Annotated in this window: 16 protein-coding genes and 3 pseudogenes; 13 read left to right on the forward strand and 6 right to left on the reverse strand. The window is 56.2% G+C overall.

All coding sequences use genetic code 11. The features are described from left to right. Positions 1–258: 258 nt before the first annotated feature. Both BM348_RS15440 and BM348_RS15445 read left to right on the forward strand, forming a co-directional pair. Positions 259–789, forward strand: coding sequence for a pyridoxamine 5'-phosphate oxidase family protein (locus BM348_RS15440; RefSeq protein WP_245779484.1), 531 nt, complete (start codon positions 259–261; stop codon positions 787–789). Positions 790–1,538: 749 nt separating this feature from the next. Beyond that, positions 1,539–2,624, forward strand: a complete 1,086-nt coding sequence (locus BM348_RS15445; RefSeq protein WP_092906110.1) for an NAD(P)/FAD-dependent oxidoreductase — start codon at positions 1,539–1,541, stop codon at positions 2,622–2,624. Positions 2,625–3,081: 457 nt separating this feature from the next. Here BM348_RS15445 and BM348_RS15450 read toward each other — a convergent pair whose 3' ends face one another. Further along, the gene (locus tag BM348_RS15450) at positions 3,082–4,767 is read right to left on the reverse strand and encodes an NADH-quinone oxidoreductase subunit D (protein WP_092906112.1); all 1,686 of its coding nucleotides are present in this window, start codon (positions 4,765–4,767) and stop codon (positions 3,082–3,084) included. Between the two features lie 286 nt (positions 4,768–5,053). Between BM348_RS15450 and BM348_RS15455 the strand changes: the two genes are divergently transcribed. From BM348_RS15455 to BM348_RS21900, 7 genes and pseudogenes are all read left to right on the forward strand, one after another. Beyond that, the gene (locus tag BM348_RS15455) at positions 5,054–7,282 is read left to right on the forward strand and encodes a PAS domain-containing sensor histidine kinase (protein WP_175507208.1); all 2,229 of its coding nucleotides are present in this window, start codon (positions 5,054–5,056) and stop codon (positions 7,280–7,282) included. A gap of 412 nt (positions 7,283–7,694) precedes the next feature. Next, positions 7,695–7,850 (forward strand): annotated as a pseudogene (locus BM348_RS21895) (DNA-binding protein); the annotation flags it as partial. Between the two features lie 300 nt (positions 7,851–8,150). Next, positions 8,151–9,293, forward strand: a complete 1,143-nt coding sequence (locus tag BM348_RS15460) for an extracellular solute-binding protein (protein ID WP_092906437.1) — start codon at positions 8,151–8,153, stop codon at positions 9,291–9,293. A 6-nt stretch (positions 9,294–9,299) separates the two neighbouring features. Continuing rightward, positions 9,300–10,223 carry an ABC transporter permease gene (locus BM348_RS15465; protein WP_092906116.1) on the forward strand — a complete coding sequence of 308 codons (924 nt, stop codon included), beginning with the start codon at positions 9,300–9,302 and terminating at the stop codon, positions 10,221–10,223. 1 nt (position 10,224) lies between these two features. Next, complete coding sequence (locus BM348_RS15470; protein WP_092906118.1) at positions 10,225–11,190, forward strand: ABC transporter permease; 966 nt, start codon at positions 10,225–10,227, stop codon at positions 11,188–11,190. A gap of 141 nt (positions 11,191–11,331) precedes the next feature. Next, positions 11,332–12,354, forward strand: a complete 1,023-nt coding sequence (locus tag BM348_RS15475; RefSeq protein ID WP_092906120.1) for an ABC transporter ATP-binding protein — start codon at positions 11,332–11,334, stop codon at positions 12,352–12,354. 63 nt (positions 12,355–12,417) lie between these two features. Continuing rightward, a pseudogene (locus tag BM348_RS21900) lies at positions 12,418–12,661 on the forward strand (transcription initiation factor IIB family protein); the annotation flags it as partial. A 183-nt stretch (positions 12,662–12,844) separates the two neighbouring features. Here the strand turns inward: BM348_RS21900 and BM348_RS15480 are convergent. Both BM348_RS15480 and BM348_RS21440 read right to left on the reverse strand, forming a co-directional pair. After that, the gene (locus BM348_RS15480) at positions 12,845–13,471 is read right to left on the reverse strand and encodes an OsmC family protein (RefSeq protein ID WP_092906122.1); all 627 of its coding nucleotides are present in this window, start codon (positions 13,469–13,471) and stop codon (positions 12,845–12,847) included. Between the two features lie 142 nt (positions 13,472–13,613). Further along, positions 13,614–13,784 (reverse strand): DUF1059 domain-containing protein, encoded by a 171-nt coding sequence (locus tag BM348_RS21440; RefSeq protein ID WP_175507209.1) that lies wholly within the window; start codon positions 13,782–13,784, stop codon positions 13,614–13,616. A 97-nt stretch (positions 13,785–13,881) separates the two neighbouring features. Between BM348_RS21440 and BM348_RS15490 the strand changes: the two genes are divergently transcribed. After that, the gene (locus BM348_RS15490) at positions 13,882–14,655 is read left to right on the forward strand and encodes a hypothetical protein (protein ID WP_092906126.1); all 774 of its coding nucleotides are present in this window, start codon (positions 13,882–13,884) and stop codon (positions 14,653–14,655) included. A 95-nt stretch (positions 14,656–14,750) separates the two neighbouring features. On the opposite strand, the pseudogene BM348_RS22305 reads toward BM348_RS15490, so the two are convergent. Together BM348_RS22305 and BM348_RS15495 are read right to left on the reverse strand one after the other, a co-directional pair. Then, positions 14,751–15,127, reverse strand: a pseudogene (locus BM348_RS22305) (amino acid permease); the annotation flags it as partial. A gap of 259 nt (positions 15,128–15,386) precedes the next feature. Beyond that, entirely contained in the window at positions 15,387–15,743 is a 357-nt protein-coding gene (locus BM348_RS15495; protein ID WP_092906439.1) for a hypothetical protein, read from the reverse strand. 237 nt (positions 15,744–15,980) lie between these two features. Between BM348_RS15495 and BM348_RS15500 the strand changes: the two genes are divergently transcribed. After that, positions 15,981–16,658 carry a potassium channel family protein gene (locus BM348_RS15500; protein WP_092906128.1) on the forward strand — a complete coding sequence of 226 codons (678 nt, stop codon included), beginning with the start codon at positions 15,981–15,983 and terminating at the stop codon, positions 16,656–16,658. A gap of 127 nt (positions 16,659–16,785) precedes the next feature. Continuing rightward, positions 16,786–18,336 (forward strand): TrkH family potassium uptake protein, encoded by a 1,551-nt coding sequence (locus tag BM348_RS15505; protein WP_092906130.1) that lies wholly within the window; start codon positions 16,786–16,788, stop codon positions 18,334–18,336. A 573-nt stretch (positions 18,337–18,909) separates the two neighbouring features. Here the strand turns inward: BM348_RS15505 and BM348_RS15515 are convergent. Beyond that, positions 18,910–19,167: a HalOD1 output domain-containing protein gene (locus tag BM348_RS15515; RefSeq protein ID WP_092906134.1), complete on the reverse strand. Its 258-nt coding sequence runs from the start codon at positions 19,165–19,167 to the stop codon at positions 18,910–18,912. A 120-nt stretch (positions 19,168–19,287) separates the two neighbouring features. Here BM348_RS15515 and BM348_RS21910 point away from each other — a divergent pair, with 120 nt between their 5' ends. Beyond that, positions 19,288–19,548: a winged helix-turn-helix domain-containing protein gene (locus BM348_RS21910; protein ID WP_092906136.1), complete on the forward strand. Its 261-nt coding sequence runs from the start codon at positions 19,288–19,290 to the stop codon at positions 19,546–19,548. Positions 19,549–20,196 lie beyond the last annotated feature (648 nt).

Consider the following 20,196-nt stretch of genomic DNA (forward strand, 5'->3'; position numbering starts at 1 on the left):
CAATATCCGATACCGAACGTTAGCAGGATCAACGGATTCCCCATCAGAACGTGACACTGTCTCGTGACTTTCGGTTCCATGCGCCGTCGTATCACGAACGGCATAAATACCTATGTCAAATGAACGTGGTTTTCACCGGCGGGAGAACCTATCGTCGCAGTACGTCCAACAGACCGTGATAGCAGCGATTGGCTCTGTTGGTCCCTCTCCGGAGAAATTCCACGCGACCATTTCGGCCTCGGTTGCCGTGTTCGGTTTATGCCAGTCGGGACCGTACCTCGAGTCGAGATGATCGTCGACGAACTCGATACGTACGGGGTCGAACGGATGGACGACGAAGCGATCGAGCGGTTTCTCGCGATTCAGCACGTGGGGATTCTCGGCCTCGCTACGTCGGGCGCACCGTATCTCTTGCCGATGTCGTTCGGATACGACGGGGGAACGTCCCTCTACTTCTCATTTTTCGCAGGGAGCGAGAGTCGAAAATCGGATCTTGCCGACCGTTCAGATACGTGTAGCTTTCTCGTCTACAACGCCGAAACGATGTTTCACTGGCGAAGTGTCTTTCTCGAGGGAACGATTCGACGGCTTTCTGAGGCGGAATCGACAGCACTCACAGAGACACAGATCCCCGCGTGGCAGCCGGAACTGTTCCAGACGGCGGACGATCGGGATGAGACGAAGCTGTACGAACTCGAGGTCGCGGAGTGGACCGGGATCAGACACGCCGTTCGACCGCCGATGTATTACGAGCGGGTGGATCGAAATAGCACTGATGGAACCAATTGATCCCTCCCTCGCGGGCGCTGAAGTGCGCTCAGGGCACGAGCGATATTCGTTGATCGTCCTGCTCAGCCCAGTCTAGCCTTTCAGACGGAAAACGCCATCTGGACGTCCCACGCGATAATCGGGTTTCGGCGTTCTCGTCTACGGACGGTTCGACCCCGTGGGGCTCTCATCTCAACTATCTCAAAGGGACGACCGCCGTCGTGGACGGGACCATCGGCTACGTTCTCGGGGACGTCCTCGGTGCGTTGCCTGACTTGCTCTTCCCGTCGCGGCGGGGAATTTCATCTACATCACCAACTCCGATTTGATTCCCGAAAGCAAAAGTGGACGTAACGTGGTTCGATCCAGTCTCTACTTCTCGTGTTCTTTGTTGGTATCGCCTTCATGCTCGGAGTGCGGTTGGTACATCGTATGCTCGGCTAATTGCAGCAGTTTTTCTCGCTGGCCCGTACCAAACCGAACTCGTACTGTCAATAACGGAGATAATCTATGATCCAGAGCGCCAACTCGTGGAACCGACCGAGCAATTCGGTCAGGCGCAGCCGACCCTGTCTACGACCCTTGATGCCGATCCCTCGGTTGATTCGGATGACTACGTCCGCTGGGAGCGTAGATCTGCTTTCGAAGGGGATCGCCCTCGCGAGTGACCGCGATTGGGGTCGTCGTGCCGTTCGGAAATATCTGCGCTCTGGACAGCCGCATGTGCACGGCATACAGTCAACACCCTCGCCGTTGTAAGTCGAGGTCGAATGTCACCTAACACTTGTCCACAGTACGAGGTCGTCGTCGTTGGCGGCGGACCCGCCGGCCTGACCACCGCACTGTACACCACGCGTCTGGGCCACCAAACCGCCGTATTCGAGGGCGAGGGCGGCCGTCACGCGGCGGTCAACCACGTACACAATGTGTTGGGAATCTCACCGGACATCTCCGGTCGAGAACTTGCTTCCCATGCGCTCGAGCAGGTCGAAACGTATGGCGGAGATATCTACCTGGATATCGTCGAGAACATTGACACTGTCGAGGGCGACTACCCCTTCCGTCTCGAGGCCGCCCACGCGACGGTCGAATCGAAACGAGTCGTGCTAGCGACCGGGTTTCGCGATCACAGCCCCGATGTACCGGGGCTTCGAGAGTTCACCGGCCGCGGGTTGTACTACTGTCTACACTGTGATGCGTACGCACTCGGCGATGGCTCGGTGTACGTCCTCGGCCACGACGACGATGCGGCACACGCCGCGATGACGATGCTCAACTTCACCGAGGATGTCGACCTCCTGCTCGACGGACGTGACCCTCAGTGGGACGACGATACAGACGAACAGCTACGCGCTCACCCGATCGAGCGCGTCGAACCGAAGGTCGTCGAAACGTACACCGCCGACACGGACGATGACCGATTCGGCGGACTCACCTTCACTGACGGGACGGCTCGCGACTACCTCGGCGGGTTCGCGATGTACGGAATGACGTACAACACTCCGCTCGCCGAATCACTCGAGTGTGACCTGACGGACGACGGGGCAATCGACGTCGACGAGCGTCGCGAGACGAGCGTCGAGGGGGTGTACGCAGTGGGAGACGTTACTCACGGCCAAAATCAGACCCCGATCGCGATCGGCGACGGTGCGTATGCCGGGATCTCGATCCATAAGGATATACGACGGTTTCCGCTGTCTCTCGAGACGATCGACTCACTGAATGCCCCCGAATCAGGCACCTCGGACTCCCCGGTTACTGCCCCCGGAACCGGTCCCGAGCTTCGGGCGCGGATGCGACGAATGCAGGATCGAACGACCAACCCGGGCCTTCGCGGGCCGCCGCCGGATCGATGATCGAATCGCGTCGTCGAAAACCTGCTGTCGTCTCGCCCCATCGCTACACCATGTTCACTCCACCGATTCGGCCGTCGATACCACGAACAGAGACGGGTACACTCGCTGACGGAATTTCGTCTGTTGCGGTCGGAAACGGCTCGCGGGCGTTCATCGTCTTCCCCGGGTTCGGTGACGAGATGTTTTCAGGAACGTATCCGCCGTTTTCTGGGTGGGCGCTCTTACCCTACGTTTCGCGATACGTTTCTGAGTACACGATCTACGTTCTCAGCCGTCCCCGCGGGCTTCCGCCTGGATACGATGCAGAAAACGCAGCCAAAACGCATGCTCGAGCGCTCGAGTCGCTCCCCGAGTCGCACCTCCCCGCCGGCATGATCGGTATCTCGATGGGCGGTTTGATTGGACAGGAACTCGCCCGTCGACGCCGAACTTGCCGGGATCGCTGTCTGCAATCGTCTCACCGGTCGACGCTCCCGAGCACGATATCGAGACTTCCCAGGGAGGCTATCAGGTCGGCGACGTACTCCCCTTCAGCCATCTCCGGGAGCGCCGAGAGGTTGTGGAAACAGGGGCTTCGAATCTTGAACCGCGCCGGCGAGTTCGTTCCGTCCGAGCGGACGTACACCCCGAGTTCCCCCTTCGCGATTTCGACCGCACGGTAGGTTTCCGCATCAGCCGGCGGCTTGAGCGTTCGGGGAACGTTACTTTGGATGTCTCGTTCGCTCTCGGGCCACTCCTCGAGCAGATCGACGCACTGTTCGACGATCTTCGCCGATTCCTCGACTTCGTCCATGCGTACGAGGACGCGACTGTAGTTGTCACAGCCGTCCTCGGTGACGACGTTCCACTCGAGTTCGGGATAGTAACCGTACGGATCGTCCCGGCGAAGGTCGTAATCGATGCCCGATCCGCGCGCGACCGGCCCCGTACAGCCGTATTCTTTTGCGACAGCCGGTTCGAGGATTCCGGTGTCAACACAGCGGATCTGGAAGATTTCGTTCGTCGTGAGTAGATCCCTGTACTCCTGTAACTTTGCGGGTAATTCGTCGATGAAGTCGCGGATCTGATCGAAAAACTCATCGCGGGGCTCTGGGAGATCCCACGCAACACCGCCGAGTCGGAAGTAGTAGAACATCATTCGCTGGCCCGTGAGATCCTCCATGATGTCTTGAACTATTTCGCGGTCGCGAAACGCATATTGGAAGATGGCCGTGAAATCGCCGTAGACGTCGAGCGCGAACGTTCCGAGCGCCAGAAAGTGTCCGAGCATCCGCCCGAACTCGGTCGTCATCGTCCGCAACACTTGTGCGTACTCGGGAACCTCGATGTCCGCGAGATCCTCGATCGCCCGAGCGACGGCCCACTCGTTGGGAAGGTTGGCGGTGTAATCCCACCGATCGGCGTACGGGATGATCTGGTGACGGTAGGTCCCTTGTTGGCACATCTGCTCTTCGCAGCGGTGAAGATACCCAACGTCGGGGTCGACGTCCACGACCGTCTCGCCGTCGAGGGTCGTTTTCAGGTGCAAGACCCCGTGCGTCGCCGGATGGTGGGGGCCGATGTTGATGAACATCGTATCCGACTCGTCGTCGGTCAACTCGTGACGGGGCGAGCTCGTGTGCTGGGGAAGGGTGACTACCTGGGGCTTGTCCTGATCGTACCGCAGCGACAGCGGATGGCCCTGCCACGTCTCGGGTAAAAGGATCCGGCGCGGGTCCGGGTGCCCTTCGTAATCGATGCCGACGAGGTCGAACGCCTCGCGTTCGTGCCAGTCGGCGGTCCGAAACACGGGTTCGGCGGTCTGACAGACGGGAGCATCCTTCGGAAGACGGACCACGAGAGTGACCTCGTGGGTCCGCTCGTGATACTTTGTCAAGTGTATCAGGGATTCGTAACGGTCCTCATATTCCTGTGGAGTAATCAGCGACAGGTGGTCGAATCCCGCTTCATCCCTGAGTCTTTCGAGGACCTCCTGTACCGTGTCGGGTCTGATGATGAACGCAGGCGCGTTCTCGTGCTCATCCCGACCGATTGCGTCGTCCCCGAGGATATCCTCGAGGGCTCGCTCGTCGATCCGGTCGTCTCGCTGGTGATCGAATTCAGGCGGAATGCGCCCTGATTCGTGCTGTGGTTGTTCGCTCATGGAAGATCCTCCTTGATAGCGTCGATCGGCCGCTGTTCCTCACGTTCTACAGTTATGGGGCTGATGAGTGTTTTCGGGGGCAGAACGGACAGTCTCGGGCCTCGAACGGTTGCGGAAATATCAATATTCCGAATGTATTTCCCTCGAGAGACGTTCTAGAGGAGAAATCGCAAGAAAAGTAACACCGTCTGAGTACATTATTGAGAATTAAAATAAGGTACAGTGGCGGTACAAATTTAGAGCGGGTTTACAAGGGTTTATGACCTGTAAAAGCTACTACGGGCTAATGACAGACAGCCCAGATAGCACGGAATCAAACTTTTGGGCAGACACAAAGAGTGACGCGGTGCTCCGGCGATTTCAAGCTCTCGTCAACGTTATCGACGATGGAATATACCAGCTTGATTCTACAGGGAATTTTGTTGCGGTCAATGATTCGATCGTAGAGATAACAGGCTATAGCCGAGATAGATTGTTTGGCGCACACGTATCACTACTGTTGAATGAAACCGATGTTGGTCACATGAATAGTGTAATCCAGACCCGCCTCCAAACCGACGATTGGGACCCTCCTACGCTCGAGTTTGCAATTGAGACTGCAGACAGAGAGAAAAGATTGTGCGAATTGCGGTTTGATCTGTTACTAGAAGACGAGATCTATCGAGGAACTGTTGGTGTTCTTCGCGATATCAGTACTACCGCTAATCGTATTAAATGTGAGCAGAAACTAACTCAGTACGAAACCATCGTTGAGACCATAGAGGACGGTATCTACGTCCTTAACGAGGATTCTCGTTTTGTGGTTGTGAACCAAGCGTACGTCGAGATGACTGGATACTCGCGTGAAGAACTTTTGGGATCACACTGTTCGCTCGTGGTCGGGACTGACGTATCGACTAAAGCAGCAGAACAGTCGATGAATCTACTCGGGGCTGATGAGGATGCTGCGACTATCGAGGCCGATATCGTGCGAAGCGATGGAGCGGAAATACCCGCTGAGAGCAAGTTCACACCCATCATCTCCGACAACGGAGAATTCCGCGGCACTGTTGGAGTGGTACGTGACGTTTCCGAACGGAACGGGCGGGAGCAAGAATTGCAAAAATACGAGACGATTGTTGAAACCGTCGAGGATGGGATCTATGTTCTTGACGAAAATGGATATCTAACCATGGTGAACCAGTCTTTTGCAGATATGCTGGGGTACTCACCGAAAGAACTGGAGGGAGCACATGCAGCCGATATCGTGGACGAAGGGGTTCACCAGAGTGCAAAGGAGATAGAAGAAGAGATCGTCCAAGGGGATTCAGATAATCCGTCGCTGGAAGCAACAGTGAAAACTGCTGCCGGCGATCGAATCCCTACTGAAGCGACTTTTGCGGTTTTCCCATCCGAATCGAAAGAGCGTGAGCGTGTGGGCGTCGTTCGAGATATCACTGAACGGAAAGAAAGAGAACGGGCCTTAGAGGAAAGCGAACAACGGTATCGAACACTTATTGATCACTTCCCGGGAGCAGTTGGGCTCTACAACGAGGAGTTCGAATATACGGTGGCGGGCGGTGAATTGTTTGAAAGCCTCGAGATTTCGTATGATGAAGTAGTCGGTTCGACGATCTATGAACGATATCCAGACGATCTTGTAGAGCGAATTGAGCCATACTTCAAAGCCGTCTTTGATGGCGAATCAAACACGTTCGAGGAGCAGTACCATAATCGTGATTTTTGGGCGCATACCCTCCCCGTGAGAAACAGCGACTGCGACATATTCGCAGGAATGTTGATGGTGCAGGACATCACCGAGCGAAAAGAATACCAGCGCAAGATTGAAGAGTCAAACGAGCGACTAGAGCAATTTGCGTACGCTGCATCTCACGACTTACGAGAACCGCTTCGAATGATCACGAGTTACCTCCAGTTAGTCGACCGACGATATAGAGACAAACTTGACGAGGACGGGCGGGAATTCATCGAATTTGCTGTCGACGGGGCAGATCGGATGCAGGACATGATCGAAGGATTACTCAACTACTCTCGAGTTGAAAGACAGGGTAATTCTTTCGAATCGGTCGATCTTGATACGGTGTTTGAGAATGTAGTTGATGATCTGCAGGTGAAAATCGCTGAGAGCAATGCAGAGATATCCGCAGAGTCGTTACCGCGGGTACAGGGGGATGCTGGGCAGCTCCGACAGGTCTTCCAAAACCTTCTGAGCAATGCTATTACGTACAGTGGAACTGAGAAGCCACAAGTGTATGTTACCTCCGTGATAGATGATGAGGAAGTGATCGTGTCTGTCCGCGATGAAGGTGTTGGTATCAACGTCGATGATCAAAACCGAATCTTCGAAGTGTTTCAGCGTCTCCACACCCATGAGGAGTATTCAGGGACAGGGATCGGTCTCGCTCTCTGTGACCGAATAATTGAACGGCACGGGGGCGACATCTGGGTTGAATCAGAACCTGGGGAAGGCTCCACGTTTTCCTTTATGCTACCAACGACTTCTTCTGGACGGTAGCTGGCGAATTCATTTGACACCCTCCCCGCGCTGAAGCGCGAGGTTTTGCGCCTGCTCATCCCATAATGTCACGGTGTTCAGAACGGCACTCCTGCAGTCGAGCCCCTCCAGAATCTGCTTGAGAACAGCTTTAGCCAGTGACTAGCTATTCACTTTGATAGTGATTCTGGGTGACTCTCTGTTGGAATTCTACACTTATGGTAATAAATATCATTGGGGCCATAGGCTGAGTTCCAGTAAGCAACTATCACTGCCTTGCTTTGCTCTGGTGAATCGCCGTAGGGCGTTCGACAATACCTACTACATAGTGACACTGCGAATGAGTCCAACCGTTTCGCCAGCAGAGAGCCGGTGGAAACTGAAGCCAGAATTATCCAAGAGTAATGCATCGAGCAACCTGATATAGAGTTGAAAGTCGCCGCCGTTCCAGGCGACGGTCGAGATGGAGATCTAGGCGAAGGTGGATGCGAATCATCCATATGGGATCGCAAATACGGGCGATGGGCGGATGCACGGCGGCACCCTCGAGCGCGAAACGCGGATCAGGGCTCGAGAGGCAGAACTCGATACGGAGGAGAGTGTCAGTCACGGTTCAAGGTCCAACGGTTAGAAATCATACCATTAGTGATGCTTTAGGTCCATCAGTGTTATCTGCCTACTCTATACTGGGCGACCACTACCGTTTCAACCGGAACTGAATCGTATGCTACATTTGCGTGTTGCATTCAACAGCTACTTTATATAATATATCTAGTGTTTCACCAAGAGAATTGTGTCCAGTACTAGTACATATCATCCTATATTGGCATAGTCATCCACGTACCTAACATAGCAATTAATTAATGTTTTCCTTGCTGTGTGCCTGATGATGTCCGATGCAAACGGGATGACGCGGCGATCAGTACTCACAACCGGAGTTACTGCTGGCTCACTCGCATTAGCAGGGTGTATAGCTGGATTGACAGGAGGCGATGGCGAGACCTACACAGTCGGCTATGGCGAGTACGAAGAAGAGATCAACTCCTCTTCGTTTCCGGATGAATTGCAGGTTTACTGTGTCCAGACCGGGTGGATGAACTGGGGGGCTGTTATGGAGGCGTTTGAAGAGAAATATGATGTCGCGCTGTACGACGCACAGGGGTCTTCGGGCGAGGCGCTCGATGATATGCGCGCCAACGCCCAGAACCCGACGCACTCGGCGTACAACGGCGGCTACTCGTTCGGTCTGCAGGCGATGAACGACGATTTGACAACTGACTACAAGCCGGTTAACTGGGATATCGTCCCCGACGATCTGAAGACCCAAAACGGACACGTCACTGCGACGCGGCAGGTGACAACGTCAGTGACCTACCGGACGGATATCTACGAGAAACGGGGACTTGACGCTCCCGAAACCTGGGAGGATCTCAAACATCCGGACATCGCGAAGGATCTGGCCTTCACGCCGCCACACACGGCAAACGGTCAGGCCTCCGCGCTATCTGTCAACCGGGCCTACGGTGGCGACCTGAACAACCTCGACCCCGTCATCAAGTACCACGAAGATATCGCTGAACATGGCGCGGATTTCCGGCGCAACGTCGAGGGACCGATGACCGCCGGCGAGATATCCACGGTCGTCGAATACGACTACACCGGTCTCAACCTCAAGTACAACAACGACGAGTTCGACGAGGACCAGATCGACGTGGCGATCCTCGAGGGACCCGACGGTGAGCCGGGTGCGATGAACGTTCCCTACGGCTACGCCCTGTTGCGAAACGCGCCCAATCCCGAGGCGGCGAAGCTATTCATGGACTACGTCATGACCGATGAATGCCAAGAGCTGTTCTTCGACGCCTATGTCCGTCCGATTCGGGCGAGCGAACTCGATCAGCCAGACGAGTTCCCGGATCAATCGTCCTACGAGGCCGCGCAGTTCACGGTCGATCAGGAGACGCTCGTTGAGAACCAGACGGACATTCAGGAAGAGCTCGTCGACCGAACGCCGCTGCAGGGGGCCCAGTGACCGCGGATGTCCGTCCGGAAATCGGCAGCGGGGTCAATTCGGCGTGTCGCGACGCTTACCTCGACGACCGTTCGGCCGACGACCGAGCGCGAACGCGAACGGCGACGGATCGCACTGCTCTGTCTGCCCTTTTTCGTGCTCGCGCTCGTCGCGGGCTTTGCCCCGTTGGTAATGCTCGCCCGGATCAGTCTCGCCGAGGATACGATCTGGATGGAGGGGTGGTCGCTCGGGGCCTGGGAGACGCTCGCGACCACCGCCGAGTACCGAGTAGTCGCCTGGAACACGCTGTGGTTCGTCGCGCTCGCGACGGCGGTCAGCGTCGCGCTCGGCGTCGCCGTCGCACACGCTCTCGAGAAGTACGACCTCCCAGCCGAGAAAGCCATGGTCGCCGCGGTGTCGTTCCCAATCGCACTGCCGGGCATTATCGTCGCATACCTGATACTCGTCCTCCTGGGTCGACAGGGGCTGGTGACGAACGCGATCAGCGTCGCGACGGGCGGGGCGTCACTCGAACTCGCGACCGCGACCACAATCATCGGTCTCTTCCTCGGATTCGTCTACTCGCTGCTCCCGCGGGCGACCATGGTGTTGCGCGGAACCTACGCAGAGATCAACACGCAGGCCGAGGAGGCAGCGCGCACGCTCGGCGCGAGCCGATGGCAGACGTTCTATCACGTTACGCTCCCCGAAATCCGTCCGGGGATCGTGGCGGCCGCGATTCTGACGTTTCGCTCCGGGCTCGCAATCTTTGGAACCGTGTTGATCTTGCAGAGCCATCAGGTTATCACGCTTCAGATACACAACGAGATGAGCGTCGGCGCGTACAACCCGGACGTCGCGGCCGCCATCGGGATCGTCTACGTGGTCTTCATCGTCGCGTTCACGTTCATCGGGCTACGTTTCGTCGAAAACGATGCGGTGGAGATCTGAAATGACTGGGACCTCGAAACCGGACGAAAACGGCGACGGCCCGGCGGCGACGGACGGATCTGGATCCGTCGATCCGCGCGCAGACGGCGGCATCAGTGAGACGACAAGCACCACCGAGACGACTACCGCCGAAGTGGGGGCGCGATCCGGAACGGCGCTGTCGACGGTGGTCGGCCGGCCGATTCTGGTCGCCCTCGTCACGATCATCGTCGCGTTCCTGACCGGTCCCGTCCTCGTGACATTCGTCTCGTCGTTCGCACAGTCAGCGACCGGCGTCGTCCCTCGAGGGTTCGTTACGTTCGAGCACTGGCGACAGGTACTCGGCTTCGGCGATTTCGGCGTGCGAACGAACGCACTCCCGGGGCTTGCGTTCAGTCTTGCGGTCGCCACCGGCGGGATGGTCCTGAACGTGATCATCGGCGTTCCCGTCGCGTATGCGCTCGCACGATACGATTTCTTCGCGCGGAACTGGGTCAACACGTTCGCCATCCTGCCGCTTGTCCCGGGGTTGATACTCGGGATCGCGTTCGTTCAGACCTACCCGAACCACGGCCGATCGGCGCTGGGACTGATCGTGGGCTACTGTCTCCTCAAATCGCCGTACATGGTCCTGACGGTCCAGAGTTCGTTCCAGTCGATGGATCTGGTCCGCCTCGAGGAGAGCGCGCGATCGCTGGGCGCCTCGTGGCCGCGGACGTTTCTGACGATCATCGTTCCCCACGCCAAACGGGGGATCGTCGCCGGCTGTATCATCACCTGGACGCTCGCGGCCGCGGAGTTCAACTTCACGTACATGGTAGCGAGCGGTAGTCCAGACCCGTTCGCGATCTTCCTCTACCGGAACATCTCGAACGCGACGCACTTGCAATCGGCGGCCGCCGTCTCCGTTTACTTCGTGATCGTGGTGGCCGCGATACTCGTCCTCCAACTGCTTGGCAATAGAGGGTTCTCGACTGCACAACGATGACACAGAGATTCACTATCGAACGGAAATCGTACCGAATCGCTCGCTCGCTTTGGCCTGCCACCGGATCGAGTCAGCGCCTTTGGTCCGTTACTGGACCAAGTCTTTCACTCTGCCCGCCACGGCACTGGGAGGTATCCGACCGTGAGTGACGTCACCCTCGAGGCGCTGACGAAAACCTACGGCGACGAGGTGGCCGTCGACGGGATCGATCTGACGATCCGGGACGGCGAGATTCTCGGCATCGTCGGCCCCTCGGGCTGCGGGAAGACGACGACGCTGCGGACGATCGCCGGCTTCGAAACACCGACTCACGGCCGGGTGCTGTTCGATGGGGTCGACATCACCAACGTTCCGCCGGAGGAGCGAAACGCCGGGCTGGTCTTCCAGTCGTACGCCCTGTTCGATACCATGACCGTGCGCGAGAACGTCGCGTTCGGCCCGAAGATGCAGGGCGTCTCGAAAGAGAAACGACGCGATCGTGCCGACGAACTACTCGCCATGCTCGATATTGGGGAACTGGCCGATCGCCGTCCGGCGACGCTATCGGGCGGCCAACAGCAACGCGTTGGACTCGCACGGGCGCTCGCGATCGAACCCCACGTACTCCTCCTCGATGAGCCAATGACCGGCCTAGACGCGGAGCTCAAGGCGCGTCTTCGCGAGGAAATCGGCGATCTCCTCGCCGATCTCGAGGTGACTGCGCTCTACGTCACCCACGATCAGGAGGAGGCGATGGCAATGTGTGACCGGATCGCCGTCCTCAACGACGGCACTGTCGAACAGGTCGGGACGCCGGCGGAGATCTATCGCCACCCGACCAACGCCTTCGTCGCGAACTTCATCGGAAGTTCGACGCTGCTCGAGGGGAGCGCCGAAAACGGCCACATCGATCTTGGATACGCGCAACTCGGGATCGAGGCGCCCACGAGTGGGACCGTCACGCTCGCAGCACGCCCCAGAGCGTTCGATCTCGAGGGCACAGGCCCGATCAGTGCGAAGGTGACGAACGTCACTTACCTCGGCGACCGAACGCAACTGACAGCCACAGTACCAGACGGGACTCCTGTCACGCTATACGCCGACGGTGCGGAGCAGTACCAGTTGGGCGAGACGATCTCCCTCTCTATCGACGATTCCCGAGTCCAGATTCTCGGGAGCCAGTGACCCGGAGGACGCGGTACCATCGACGTAATCATCTACCACCGATATCTGCGAGCAAAGCGAGCGGTTCCCCGGCTCGCCTCGGAACTCGAGATGCCGGGTCAGATCCGGTATCGAGCCAGAGAGGTAGCTGAGCGGGCGGGCTCAGCAGGGAGGTGTTCGTCCGTCTGGATTCGCTGCTGCCTCTCTGTACAAAGCGGCCCCTGAAGACGGGTGGTATCTCACACAGTCGGCCATCGCGGAGGTTGCGAACGTTTCAGCAACAACAGTGTGGACCCATCAGGATGCACTAGATGAATTAGGTACGTAGTGGTCACGCTGTGGAATTTTCGGCTCTGTTGTTACATACCAGTTCGGGTCGAAATCTGGCCGGCTCCTGTCAAGAACCGCCTGCAAGATATAGAGCATGGATGCAGAAAATGGCCTCATTCGTTTCGAACAAAATGATGTAATCCGACCATTTATGCCTCTAAAAATAGATGTGATGTGACGATCAGTCTGCCGATTGTAGCTGGACGTTCGGCCTGTTTGGATGCTCGAGCGTCACGAGATTGTAGACCGGCGACCGCTTTGGGAACTCACGGATCATCGATTGCTCTGCGGTGGTTAGATCACCAGTCACGTTCACATCAATCTCGAGTTCGCCGTACATGTCGTGTGCTCTGTCGATATCGTGGATTCCGAACAGCATCCGAAGATCGACGGGAGCGCGGACGGTTGTCGTCACCTCTTCGACGTTCATTCCTTCGCGGATCGCGTTGTAGACAACCGTTCCGTTGATGCACGCGGTCAGTCCCGCAAGCGCCCCTTCGATGGCCTCGTAGCGATCGGTCGGCTCGACGTATGCCATCGCCTCCTCGAGTTCCGGCGGGAGACCGAACTCGAGAACGTGTTCACGGTCATCTCCCATCTCCTCGCCGCCGAGCGCCCAGTCCCCGATCGTTGCGGTCGTCCGGTTGGCGACCTCCTCGGTGACACCTGTGGCCCGGAATTCGAGCATTCCGTCTTCTGGATTTGCCTCGAGCCAATCGACGAATTCGAGGTGGCGGCCAGCATCGACACCGTGTTCGATCTCTCCTTTCCGCTGTGTTGCAGCGTCCTGTATTTCATCTGTAGTCATAGTCTCTCCCTCGTCTGTACGTAGGTCGCATTCGGTATTAAGATCGTATTATGGATCTCGGGAACAGTCCAGAGATCGGGACGCAACTTGGAGTGTCGCGGACTGTAGACCGGGATAAGATCAAATGAACGACCCTCCGACCTCAGAGCGCTTCGATATACGGTGCCACTTCTTCGTCGGATACGTCTCGTCCGTGTACGTCTTTCAGGTGGGATCGCGCAGCCTCATATATCGACTCTTCGAACTCGCTGTAGATGATCACATCGCAGTCTGCGACGTCGTGACACTCAAACCGATATCGTTCTGTGACCATGCGTACCATAGCAGCGTAAGAACCATGTACCTGCTGCCGACGAGTGGCATCCTCACTGGACTCCAAACATTTGTACGCTGGTCCCGTTAACTGGCACATGGTGGAAACAGCCGCCGTTATTTCTATCCTCGCCGGCGTCTTCACTGCCTTGTTCGCCGTCTTTCTCACGTTTTACCTGCGGAACCAGTGGCAGGAAATCCAGTCCCTTCGGGCAATGCAGACGGAACTCGAGCAGAACACCGAGCGGATACGAGACCTCTCCGAACTTCTCAGCGACGACTTACAGCGCCAGCAGATCGACCTCCCCGTCGAGGTTCCGCCCGGAACGAAAATCGAGATTCGATACGTCGTCTCCTTCCCCAGTTCCCTCTCGACGACCGCGTTCGAGCAGTTGAAACACTCCGGAATGTTCCTACGACTGTCGCCCGAAGTACGGGGGTCGCTGTTCGAGTTATACGATACTGTCGACCGAATCAATCGGCTGCGAGAGCACAGAGAGCGGATCCACTTCAACGACATCGGAAATGTCAACGTCGTCATCGACCCCTCCGAACTCAACGTCGAGCCGGGAATATCCATATCCGAGGATGATCTTCCGCCGGAGACCAGACAGCGACTGGCGGATCTCCGAGAGATGCGGAGAGCCATGAAAGGAGTGAACAGATCGATCCTACGACTCATTGCGTCGATCGCTTCCCCAGAGATGACCGCGGATCTCGGGCTGGAACCGTTCCTCGAGACTGGGCACGGCCCAGATCCACAGCGACAATCGCGACTCGAGTCGGTACACTCAAACGAGGTCGATCTCGAGGAGATGCGATCGGTCTTAACCGACATCGAGAAGAAATCGATCTGGTCCCGGTTTATGTAGGACTGTAGCGCATATTTTCGTCGGGTATGCAACCAGAGAGGAGCGGACAGATTCAACACTCATCGCATTCGCAACTGTACGTGGAACGGTAGTCTCGCAAATCGCGGGTGAATTTCGTTGAGCCAGTTTGTGACTATTTTGTCACGGCCCATCGCGACATTGATGCGAACCGACGCCAGGATAGAGGCGTTCGCGGACGACGCTGTTGCCAGCAGTGCGCCAACGGTCATCACTGCCGCTGCCCCGGCGGCGACTCCCCCGATTGGTCCCAGTGAGACGGAAATGCGACTTCGGCCGCCTGAGCGACTGGGCATCCTGACTGAGGTCGGGCCACGGAATTACGCCACGCAGGTCGTCACGAGTACCCCAGAGATGTCGTGACGATTGCGACACTGCCGATGATAGCGATTAGAAGATTTCGACCAGGATTCTGTACCTCTTTGGCCACGGCCGCGATTTTCGCATAGCCAAGCGCAGTAAAACACAGAGGCGAATGCAAGTCTCATCCAGTCACCCATGCCAGCTATTGACCCAACAAAATCAACCGGCGCATTATTCTCGAATTACTGAGCGATGCCTGAAATACATCTGCGATAACGATTGCTGCAGAGCTAACGTTTCGCCAAGAATGGTCTGACACTCAAGGAGGAAAGCAAATGAACCACGTGAGTCAGTGGATATGCATTCGAATCAAGGGATCCACCTCTGACGGTTACCTCGGTTAGGGTACTTCATTCATCTACAGATTTATCGCGGCCCAGTAGCACCCAATGTAACTCTTCTTTCCCATCGGGATGCTGTTCACGCGTGACGTGATAGGCGTACGGACCATGTGGACAGTCCTCGCAATCGTTCCCACAAGGTTGTCGTTTCACTACTTCTGTATACCCGGGATGCTCAGTTATTTCCACGATCTCCTCTCCCGGAAACGGTTCGATCTGTAGCAGAGGTGCATTGTGAGTGTGGAGTAACTCTTGGGCGTAAATGATCGTTTCTCGAAGATCGTGGATGTCCATCTCCTGTAAGGTTGCAGCGACATCGCCGGGGAGGTCGGTGGGTGGACTTGGCGTATCCGATGGATCACTCATGGTAGAAAGTTGGTGGTGATACCACATATATCTCAGGATGCTTGAAACAGGATATACCATGTGATTGAATGGTAAGAATGAAAGAGGGTTTTCGGACTCGTCTTCCTTAGAGGATGGGTTTTCCGTGACTGCCGTAAGACCGCGGGGTCAATCAAACCCCCAATCGAGACTTGAGGCCCGAATCCACTTCTTCCCAAAGCGGTATATTTTCATCGGAGACACGACAAAACCGAGACGATGTACATCATCGTCGTGGGTGCGGGTGATATCGGCATTCCGCTGATCGATATTGCGACCCGATCGGGGAACGAGGTCGTCGTTATCGAGAACGATCCCAAACGCGCGGATCACGCCGCTGGTGAGTATGATTGTTTGATCCTCAACGACGACGCCACGGCCCATGAGGCGCTCATCGATGCTGGGATTGGGAAAGCTGACGCCCTTATCAGCACGACTGACCGAGATGCGACCAATATCATGGTGTGTCTGCTTGCCCAGGAACACGATGTTCCCGCAATCGTCTCGGTCGTTCACGACCCCGAACATATGAACGTGTTCCGTCAGATCGGGGTCAACACAATGGAGAACCCGCAGGAACTCATTGCCGAATACCTGTATCGGTCAGTGGCACGCCCGGCAATCGTCGATTACATGCGAATCGGCGAGCAGGCGGAAGTGTTCGAAATCACGGTGAGCGAGAACGCACCAATCGCTGGAAAGACGATTCTCGAGGCAGCAGATGAGGAAATCCTCCCTGACGATGTTCTGATCGTTGCGATCGAACGCGAAGGGCAAGATCCACCACTGACCCCGCAGGGAGATACGAAGATCCACACTGACGATCTACTGACGGTCTATTCAGGGTTCGGTGCCACGGCCGAACTCACGGACGTATTCGGCCACCAGAAAGATTAGTCGAAATAACGCTCGAGTCGCCTCCCTTTCCACACGTCCCTGCCCGCTGTGGAAGTCACTGAGTCGCCGTAACCGAGGATGATTATTTCGACGTGTATATGCATCCCGAGGAGGCAGTTAGCGGTAGATGAACGGAGCGGTAGAAACAATCGGCCGGGACCTCGGGCGAATATTTGAGGCCCTCGCCGGGTTATTGTTCGTCTCAGTACTCGTGCCGCTCGTTTGGGGTGAGTACTGGACGATACCCGCGCTGTTGGTCTCCGGAACGCTTCCCTTTGTTATCGGCTACAGTTTGACATCGCGGTTCCAGGGTGCGGCTCAACCCGGGAAACTACACGGGATGATCATCGCCGCGATGGGGTGGTTCTGCGTTGCACTCTTTGGCTCGCTGCCGTTCCTCCTCATCTCGTGGACGGCTGAACTCGCGCCTGCAGTACTCGGAACGCCAGCACAATCGCCGACGCTCGCAGCGTTTACCAAGCCGCTCAATGCTGTGTTCGAGAGCATGAGCGGTTTTACTGGCACTGGATTGACGATGACGGACAACGAGGAAGTCTTGCCACGAACGCTGCAATGGTGGCGATCGTTCATCGAGTGGATCGGTGGTGTCGGTGTGATCGTCCTCACGACGGCGGTTCTCTCGCGGCCCGGCAGTGGTTCGCTGACCCTCTATGAAAGCGAGGCCCGTTCCGAACGAATCCATCCAAGTATCGTCTCGACCGTACAGACGATTTGGTGGATCTTCCTTCTATTTACGTTCGTCTCTATCTTACTGCTGTGGGCCGTTGGCATGCCGATCTGGGGGGCGATCAATCACGGGATGACGGGACTTTCGACCGGCGGATTTTCTATCATGGACAACTCGATCGCCACCTACGATAGCGCCGCCATCGACTTCGCACTCCTGCCGGTCATGCTGCTCGGCAGCATTGCGTTTCCGGTCCACTATCTCATCTTGCAAGGCGACCTTCGAAATCTCTATACAGACCTGCAGACGCGGTGGGTGTTCATCTACATGAGCGTTGGAACGATCGCACTCACCGGAATGATTTATGCGACTGGCACGTACGACACGCTGTTTTCGGCGTTTCGTTACGGCTCATTTCAGTTCGTTTCGGCGGCGACCTGCGCCGGCTTCCAGACCGCCGTCGACACGACTAACGTGGCCCTTGGCCGGTGGCCAGTTCAAGCGCAACTCACCGTCGTCTTCGGAATGATCGTTGGTGGCGCAGCTGGATCGACAGCCGGCGGAATCAAGCTAATTCGGTCGCTCACGTTGCTGAAGGGCATCCGTTTTCGCATCTCCGAGGTATTCTATCCCAACTCAGCCGTTCGGCGGTTGAAAATCAATGGGCGTCGTCTCGACGAGCAGGAAGTCCGTCAGGAGTTCGAAGAAGCAGCGATCATCGGCTTCCTCTGGTTTGTGTTCCTCGCCATCGGTACCTTTGTCCTCCTTCTCTCCCTTCCACAGGGTGAGTACGCCCTCGAGAACGTCATCTTTGAGGTTGCAAGCGCTCAGGGCAATGTCGGTCTCTCTGCTGGCATCACTGGCCCAGAATCGCTCCCGACACCCGGCAAGATCATGTTCCTGTTCAATATGTGGATTGGCCGTCTCGAAATCATCCCCGTGCTCGTTACGTTACGAACGGTTTTCGATCGCGGAGGGCTATACCAATGAAGATCGGTGACCTCCCGTATGTCGGCGATCCATTTGAGGGCGGGGCTGAAGATCAGGTGTTCGACTCACTATTACTTCTTGGCCCGGTTATTATCGTCCTGATCGCAGTCGACGGACGATCGCCGCTTACGACAACCGTTGCAGTCGCGTATCTCTTGAGTTTCGTTAGCTATGTCCTGTATCGGGGTTTTCACGGGTATTTGTAGATAACCTCACACCATATTGAGCGGAAAGCATACTATTTCTAGAGATGTTAGCAAAAACGCTTGAGTGGTCAGTGGAACGTTTGAATATACTGCTCTGTTGAATAGTGCCGAGTCATGGTTACAACGGCTCATACAGTGACTCTATGTTGATGAGAGCAAACAGTAGGATGTCAAGTGCTGTCCACAACGAAGAACGAGTGAACTGCTTCGGGGGTCAAGCCCCGAACTTCCATAGAACCTGATGACGAACTCGGAGGAACGTCCACCGAAGTATGTAACTCGAGTCCTGAGCAACCGTGCCTCTGGAACGAGGCGAACGAAGTTGTGGTGGGATCGCCTGAATGAATCAACACCGTTAGCGATGATTCTACTCCGACGCAGTCGCAGATTCACCGAGTAGGACGGTGACGGTATCCGGTGTCACAGCGATCCGAATGCCTTCAACAGTGAATCGGATTTCAATATCCCCGTTCGAGGAAGCACACACTTGCTCGAGTGCCTCGACATCAACGTAATCGTACAGCTGGTAGGAATCAGGATCGAGACCACATGCTTCCAGAGTGTCGACGATTTCGACGACGAGTTCTGTTGATCGTTCGTCCCCACTTGCCGGTGAGCGTTCCATTGAGTCAGTTTAAACGTAGAATTTGCGACCTTTAAACGTTTGTAGTCAATAATAGTAGCTATTAGATTCTATAGTTGACGGATCGCATCGCGGATAGTGTCGGCGCAAGCAGCAGTGAGTATGCGCTTTGATGCCGACTGGATGTCACGCGCCGATGATCGAATTCTCGAACATCTCGCTGATGACGGGCCTGATACGCCCAAAGAGATGGCTGACAGCGACCGTGTGCGCTTCTCTCGACAACACATCAATGCCCGGTGCAAGAAACTCGTCGGATATGGGCTTCTTCTCCACCTCGGAAACGGCGTCTATGAGATTACTCGTGACGGAGAACACTATCTCGCTGGCGACCTCGATGCTCGAGACCTCGAACTCGAGTAATACGATAGCTACCAGCATACTCCACGTACCCTATATAACAATACTAAAACGGGCTGTTCAACGGGCCGAGTCATCAAACGGTGGTCGAACCCAGTCAAAGACGTGACGGGGCGAGACGAAACGCCGAGCGGTTCCCTTGATGTTCCGGCGCTCGAAGTACTTGCACAGCGTGCAGCGACCCATCCACTTGTTTCTACCTGAGAGTTTCGGCCTGATGCAATTTCTCCGCGCGTCCTCGAGATCCAGTTAGACAGCACACAGTATCCTTCCGCAGTATGCGAAGCTCGAGTGAATATTCGATGGTTTGTCGGAGGCGGTTACATAGTCCACTATATCGAGATTCGTGAGGAGAAGGCCTGGCAATGCCGATGGGATCGACACCCGAAACCAGAGGCGCCTCGGAACCGCTCTCATTCACCACCAGATGCGTCCGCAGATATAGAGCAGTCGCACTCGAGTCTGACCATTGTTCGGATGTCCTCTTTGCCGTGTTGGAATGGATCGAAGACCGAGTCCAAGCGTTGCATTGCTAATTCGGTTACCATCTTTAAGCAGCGAGAGAATGTCGCCCCTTCCAGTAGTTTCCGATTCAGATTTCAGGGAGATCGTTGGAGCGAGGAGATCAATACCCAATGTGCGTTATCCAGC

Origin of the sequence: Halostagnicola kamekurae (genome assembly GCF_900116205.1) — an archaeon.
Taxonomy (GTDB): Archaea; Halobacteriota; Halobacteria; order Halobacteriales; family Natrialbaceae; genus Halostagnicola; species Halostagnicola kamekurae.

Excerpts from the sequence above, each read along its gene's own strand:
- BM348_RS15440 (WP_245779484.1), top strand. The coding sequence starts at position 259 with ATGCCAGTCGGGACCGTACCTCGAGTCGAGATGATCGTCGACGAACTC.
- BM348_RS15445 (WP_092906110.1), top strand. The coding sequence starts at position 1,539 with ATGTCACCTAACACTTGTCCACAGTACGAGGTCGTCGTCGTTGGCGGC.
- BM348_RS15450 (WP_092906112.1), bottom strand. The coding sequence starts at position 4,767 with ATGAGCGAACAACCACAGCACGAATCAGGGCGCATTCCGCCTGAATTC.
- BM348_RS15455 (WP_175507208.1), top strand. The coding sequence starts at position 5,054 with ATGACAGACAGCCCAGATAGCACGGAATCAAACTTTTGGGCAGACACA.
- BM348_RS15460 (WP_092906437.1), top strand. The coding sequence starts at position 8,151 with ATGTCCGATGCAAACGGGATGACGCGGCGATCAGTACTCACAACCGGA.
- BM348_RS15465 (WP_092906116.1), top strand. The coding sequence starts at position 9,300 with ATGTCCGTCCGGAAATCGGCAGCGGGGTCAATTCGGCGTGTCGCGACG.
- BM348_RS15470 (WP_092906118.1), top strand. The coding sequence starts at position 10,225 with ATGACTGGGACCTCGAAACCGGACGAAAACGGCGACGGCCCGGCGGCG.
- BM348_RS15480 (WP_092906122.1), bottom strand. The coding sequence starts at position 13,471 with ATGACTACAGATGAAATACAGGACGCTGCAACACAGCGGAAAGGAGAG.
- BM348_RS21440 (WP_175507209.1), bottom strand. The coding sequence starts at position 13,784 with ATGGTCACAGAACGATATCGGTTTGAGTGTCACGACGTCGCAGACTGC.
- BM348_RS15490 (WP_092906126.1), top strand. The coding sequence starts at position 13,882 with ATGGTGGAAACAGCCGCCGTTATTTCTATCCTCGCCGGCGTCTTCACT.
- BM348_RS15495 (WP_092906439.1), bottom strand. The coding sequence starts at position 15,743 with ATGAGTGATCCATCGGATACGCCAAGTCCACCCACCGACCTCCCCGGC.
- BM348_RS15500 (WP_092906128.1), top strand. The coding sequence starts at position 15,981 with ATGTACATCATCGTCGTGGGTGCGGGTGATATCGGCATTCCGCTGATC.
- BM348_RS15505 (WP_092906130.1), top strand. The coding sequence starts at position 16,786 with ATGAACGGAGCGGTAGAAACAATCGGCCGGGACCTCGGGCGAATATTT.
- BM348_RS15515 (WP_092906134.1), bottom strand. The coding sequence starts at position 19,167 with ATGGAACGCTCACCGGCAAGTGGGGACGAACGATCAACAGAACTCGTC.
- BM348_RS21910 (WP_092906136.1), top strand. The coding sequence starts at position 19,288 with ATGCGCTTTGATGCCGACTGGATGTCACGCGCCGATGATCGAATTCTC.